The organism is Cedecea neteri NBRC 105707 = ATCC 33855 (assembly GCF_001571265.1).
Classification (GTDB): Bacteria; Pseudomonadota; Gammaproteobacteria; order Enterobacterales; family Enterobacteriaceae; genus Cedecea; species Cedecea neteri.
On sequence record NZ_BCTL01000034.1, the window covers coordinates 80,208 to 86,207 of the forward strand.

Annotated in this window: 4 protein-coding genes; all 4 read left to right on the forward strand. The window is 47.7% G+C overall.

Annotated elements, in window-relative coordinates; genetic code table 11:
• Positions 1 to 21 precede the first annotated feature (21 nt).
• A complete protein-coding gene (locus CNE01S_RS15035) occupies positions 22 to 543 on the forward strand; it encodes a CS1 type fimbrial major subunit (RefSeq protein WP_061277135.1) in 522 nt (173 codons plus the stop codon).
• Positions 544 to 605: 62 nt separating this feature from the next.
• The gene (locus CNE01S_RS15040; protein WP_245874321.1) at positions 606 to 3,305 is read left to right on the forward strand and encodes a TcfC E-set like domain-containing protein; all 2,700 of its coding nucleotides are present in this window, start codon (positions 606 to 608) and stop codon (positions 3,303 to 3,305) included.
• Between the two features lie 6 nt (positions 3,306 to 3,311).
• A complete protein-coding gene (locus tag CNE01S_RS15045) occupies positions 3,312 to 4,571 on the forward strand; it encodes a CblD like pilus biogenesis initiator family protein (protein ID WP_061277136.1) in 1,260 nt (419 codons plus the stop codon).
• A 106-nt stretch (positions 4,572 to 4,677) separates the two neighbouring features.
• Positions 4,678 to 6,000 (forward strand): NAD(P)/FAD-dependent oxidoreductase (locus tag CNE01S_RS15050; RefSeq protein WP_061277137.1); only part of this gene is annotated, 1,323 nt, incomplete at its 3' end.

Genomic DNA, 6,000 nt, shown 5'->3' on the forward strand with positions numbered 1-6,000 from the left:
AAACAACAAAAGGAATGTTAAATGAAAAACAAACTTAACCTGCTCTGCTTAGGCGGCCTTCTGGCAACCACTTTTTGCGCTAATGCTGTACAAAGGGATATTACGGTAACAGCAGATATTGACCCGACGGTTGACGTTACCAATGCCGATGGCTCTCCTCTCCCTTCTTCCGTTGCGATGCAATATCTGCCGGGGAAAGGACTTGCGGCACATAAAGAAAATATTAAATTCTGGTCGAACAAAGAAGATAAAGCACTCAGCGTCAGCCTGGCTAATACCCCCGCCCTGACAGATGCTAATGGCAGCAATGCTATACCATTAAGCGTGTCTGTTAATGGTACAAAATTGTCTACCACCCCTATCACTCTGGAATACGCCACTGCCTTCCCGAGCGGGATTGCTAACGGTTCTTCAACCATGCCTCTGGTGATTGCACAGGACAATCCAGGGCCAGTAGCTGCAGCGGGTTCTTACACAGGGATCGTAAGCATGGTGGTCACGCAGGCCACTGCCCCAGCAGAAAAGCCTGGTGGAAATAAGTAATTAGCCAACTCAAATGACAGGGTGCTAACCCTGTCATTTCTAATGGGAGTTCAGGGATGAACATGCGGCCTTTACCCGTTTTCTTTTTATTTTTCGCTTATTCAGCATCATGCACGCTTCATGCATCCATGCGCATTCCACAGGGTTTTGAGGAACTTGCCAGGGGACAAACGGTTCTCACCGATGTTTATCTTTATGGTCAGCCTCTGGGGGTTTTCCAGACTCATGTGGACCTCGAAAACATCCAGTTTTTACAACCCGACGCGGTCGCTTCTGCCATCAATAAAATATATCCGGATAATCCTGACCTCAACGCAATGCTGCATAAAGAACTAAAAAAAAGTTTCAACCGTAACAGCAAGCTTTCATGCAGCAGCAGCGGCGACACGCCTGGGTGCGACTTTCTCAAAACGGATACTGCCGACATTATCTATGACGAAAATAATGCCAGGACTATCCTGTTTATAAGTAACCACTATCTTCCGGAAAAAAAGCAGAAGAATATTTATTACGTCTCCAGCGTAGAAAGTCGCAATGCTTTTATTCACCAGCAAAATATTAATTTTGTGACAGACAGGCACTATCAGTCAGCTTCAGTGCAGGGCAATGGTTCGTTGGGTATTACGGACAATGGTTACCTGAATGTTGACTGGAACTGGCAGGGACAACGTTCGGGCAAGGAAAGCACCCATGATACCGCCATCAATAATGCCTACTTCAGGCAAGATTTTTTAAAGCGGTTTTATGTGCAGGCTGGCGTTATGGATTCGCAGGATATTTTTAGTAACAGCGGTGGGAATATCAACCTTAGCCAGTTACCGCTGGGGAAAATGCGTGGGATACGAGTCGGCTCCACCCTCGCCTGGGTCAATATGGATAATGTTTCCTCCGGTACACCGGTCAATATTTTTCTGTCCAGAGAGGCAAGAGTTGATGCTTACAGAGATCGTCAGCTACTCGCTTCATTCTATTTAAAATCCGGACCACAGGAACTCGACACCCGTTCATTCCCGATGGGCAGCTACACATTAACCCTCCGGGTATATGAGGATAATCAACTGGTAAGGACCGAGACGGTGCCTTATACCGGCCTGGGCGGTTTTTCATCCATCACCCCGCAGTGGTTTCTCCAGGCGGGCTCGCCGGATACGGATGACTCGCTTGAAAACGACACCGATAAGCAGGTAATTCAGGCCGGGCTCAAATTACCGATAAATAACAACACTGCCCTGACTGCCGGTACGGCACTGTTTAATAGCGCCAGCTACTGGGAGGGCGCTATTGACTGGTCACATGGTTTTGACTCAGGCTGGCTGGACGGTCTCTTGACGTCAAGAGCGAGCTATCTGCACGGGAGCGAAGGATCAAGAGGCAATATTCAGCAACTCAATTACAACGATGGTTTTTCCTTGAGCTTTTATCGTAGTGCAATGACGGCAGCTCAATGTAACGCCCAGGGACTGCACCGGTACAGTTTTAACGGCTGCTATAAAAGTACAAATGTGATGCTTTCAGTCCCGCTTGAAAAATGGTACGGCACGCTGGGTTATTCGCTTAACAGTAATCAGGGCCGCTATGTCTACCGCAGGGATTTGGTCGATTATGATCCCCATAACCCGGCGGGTGTTCCATGGGAAAAGATTTATCAGACCCATTCCCGCAGCAGGACCTGGCAAGCGGGTGTCACACGTACTTTTAACATCCGTGATATCAACCTCACCTCCAGCCTGAATGCTTTTATAAGAAACGAAAGCGCGTTTAACGCTCAGGACAAAGGCATCTTCATCACATTATCTTTCTCAGGCAGCCGCAATGACGTGGGCGGAAAGCGCCGTTCATTCTCTGGGGGAGCTAGCTGGCAGGCCAGTAAACAAGGTAATACCCAACTCGGGTATAACGCAGCCTATAGCCAATATAGCGATGAGAGCGGTGAAAATGAGACGGGTATATCACTCAATGGCGTGAACACCGATAACGTTACGTCTTCAGTTTATGGGCGTATGGGAGGCCAGTACGGCACGGGCTCACTGACCCTAAGTGATGCATGGGATCGCACGACAAGCGGGCACATCCTCAATAGCAGCGGCAATTACAGCTCATCACTGATCCTCGATCGGAAAGGGTTTGTTGTCGGCCGCTGGAGCGGTGGAGCCCCATCTTCGGCAATAACCGTCAATGTGGAAGAGGACAACGAGCCAGAAAAGTCACGTGTGAATGTGTCAGTAGATAACAGCGGCAGAAGTGACGTCCAGAGCAACAGCCGGGCGCTCTTTACCGTTCCCGGTTATAGGGAAAGCACGATTGATGTCACTGAGTCACAGGCCTCCTCCGCAGGCATAAGCAGCGAGATAAGCAAAGGAACGGGTGCAAGAAAAGTCTTTATGACACCGGGAAAAACATTTAACAGAGAAGTGAAAGTCGATGCCCGTTATACATGGCTTGGCAGATTAATGGATAACGACAGACGACCGCTGGAAGGGGCCATTCCATTAAATGTTATGTCATGGACACCTTTAGGAAGGGGCAACTTTACGCTTGAGACAGCAAACAATATTAAGACCCTTTACGTAATGAAAGACAACGCTTACTGGCAATGCAGAATGAACGTTAGCGTGATGCGGGATGTTATTCGCTATGTGGGGACAACATCATGCCAACGCACAGAGCTGGCAAGTTTACCTGCAGCCGAACAAAAACAGGCTGAGTTAATGACCGCGGGAATGACGCAGCAGACCAAATCCACGGCTATGAACAAGGAGTAATGCTTAATGTGCCTTATTTTAGAGCCCCTCAAAAAGCAAACACCTGAAATGCTCTCGAACTCTTTTATCAAGTTCATACTCTTGATGACTACAACGATATTTTATGGTCTGTACACGCCCGCACTGCGGGCCGATGAAATAGCGCCCCCCTCGCATGAATTTAGTGCCGAAGCCACAATGGATAAAGCATCACTACCAGACTCAGTAATTATCTTTGATAATGTTTTTGGTGGCATGTCCCCCCCAGGCGGAAGCGCCAATAGCGCTGAGGTTAATAAAAATAGAAATAATACTTTAACTTGTTATACGCGTACCGATCCTGCAAACGGAGCATGCCCAACAAATCCATATTGGGGTAATGGAATATCTGGCCCTCTTTTTGATGGAAAATTAGTATTGAGTTTCACTAATCAGAAGATCGGAAAGGCTGTAAATTTAACGCTCGATGGTGCAAAGAGAATCCCTTCCTCACTTAAAGTAAGCCTCTGGAATTCCACGACTTATACTTCTGACAATCCAATTACATTCTCACTGAAGATAAATCGCTCGGAGCTTTTAAAGCTAACTCCTGGGACATGGAATGCACATTTGATAATGTATCTGACTAAATGGGTTAGAGATTGTCCAGCTCCGGGGAAAAATCAGGCAAGTCAGGGATGTAGCGGCAGCAAATTTGGCACATGGAATTCAAATATTTCGCTAAAAATAACCGACTATGGCACACAGCAAATTTATTTCCCTGAATATGGCGCATCAACACCCTTAGTTGATCTTGGGCTAAGAATAAAAAAATTTGGCGATCGCACGGCCATGGCTGATGCACACAGGACAATAGATATGTGTTTATACGATGGCAGCAACTCAAGTTCAAACCAGATAAGTCTGTTATTCACGGATGAAGGAAAACAGGCGCCGGGAAGAAAAACCGGAGAGTTTTCAATATACGCGCCGGGTGCATCCACAGATCCTGACAAACGGCTTGATTACAATCTTTCTGTTATCAACCCCCTTACAGGCGGGGCCCAAACAGTTAAAAATGGCGAGCCGATTATCTGGACCGGCGTAAGTGCAGATGAAGGGAAAGTTAAAACTAAACTGGTCAATCTGCCTGGCGTAAACGGCCTGGCTCAATGCGTGCCGGCACCATTAACCTTCAGAGTGCCGGAGTTCAAAATATCATCAAAGAGCCAGGGGCGTTACTCCGGCACGCTTAAGGTAGTTTATACCCCCACCACGCAATCATGGCGAGATGACGTTAAAAAATAAAACTGTTCGCCTGTTTATATAATTGCATTTATAGGCGAGTGGCTTTTATTTATTAGTAACCAAATTAACTTATTAAACTCTAAAGCAACCTTGCTAAGGCGGATGTATGAATATAAGCAGGAGAAAGTTAATATTAGGCGGGGCGGCTATATGCGCTGCAGGTGCGGTAGCCGGAGTTCTTCCCCCAATGCTCAAACAAGAGGGAAGACTGGTCGCAGGCAAACCAAGATATGGTTTTGTTTCGGGCACGGAAGGTAATATTCCAAAGGCAGCAGATGTCGTCGTGATTGGCGCGGGCATACTTGGGATTATGACAGCGATAAATCTGACGAAAAAAGGATTATCCGTTGTTATTCTGGAGAAAGGTAATATTGCAGGGGAGCAATCATCTCGTTTTTATGGCCAGCTTATTACCTATAAAATGGAAGGCCAGACATTCATGCTCCATCATCTGGGGAAACAGCATTGGCGTGAGATGAATGCCATGATCGGGGCAGATACCAGCTACCGAACCCAGGGGCGAGTTGAAGTCCCCTTTGACGACGACGACTTAGATAATGTGACGAAGTGGATTACCCGGAAGAAGGAGGAAGTTGGGGGCACGAATCCTCTTCAGACCAGAATTATCGAGGGCAATGAGTTAAAACGGCGTCTGACCGGGGCTGTTTCGACCTGGAAGGTGGCAGGTTTTGAAGAGGATTCCGGCAGCCTCGATCCTGAAATTGCGACCTTTAAGATTGCCGAGTATGCCAAAAGACTTGGGATCAGAATTTATACGCAGTGCGCCGCCCGGGGGATTGAAACCCAGGGCGGTGCTGTTTCCGATGTGGTCACCGAAAGAGGCTCGATAAAAACAGCTCGCGTTGTACTCTGCGGCGGGGCATGGTCACGTTTATTTATGCAAAACCTCGGCGTGGATCTGGAAACGCTGCCGGCATATCAGTCCCAGCAATTGATTTCAGGCACAGTAGGGCTGCCTGGCGGGAATGTTGCCTTACCGGGTAATCTGTTTTTCCGCGAGCAGGCTGATGGGACCTATGCTACCTCGCCTCGCATTGAGGTCATCCCTATCGTCGAAGACTCATTTAAATATGGCTATAAATATCTGCCCTTACTGGCTCAGCCCGATGCCGCAGTCCATCTGTCAATTAACGAACAATTGCTCAACTCATTTAAGCAAAAAAAGAACTGGAAGCTGGATGAAATATCACCTTTCGAGAGCAACAGGGATATGGTTGCCTGCCCGGATATCAAAGATTTAGACAGGTCACTTGCCCGACTAAGGGCAGAGTTTCCTGCTTTTAACCATTCGACAGTGATTGACCGATGGAGTGGCGCTATGGCCGTCGCGCCGGATGAGTCACCTATTATTTCTGCCGTTCAAGAATGCCCGGGGCTAGTGGTTAACACGGCCACAAGCTGGGGGATT

Excerpts from the sequence above, each read along its gene's own strand:
- CNE01S_RS15035 (WP_061277135.1), top strand. The coding sequence starts at position 22 with ATGAAAAACAAACTTAACCTGCTCTGCTTAGGCGGCCTTCTGGCAACC.
- CNE01S_RS15040 (WP_245874321.1), top strand. The coding sequence starts at position 606 with ATGCGGCCTTTACCCGTTTTCTTTTTATTTTTCGCTTATTCAGCATCA.
- CNE01S_RS15045 (WP_061277136.1), top strand. The coding sequence starts at position 3,312 with ATGTGCCTTATTTTAGAGCCCCTCAAAAAGCAAACACCTGAAATGCTC.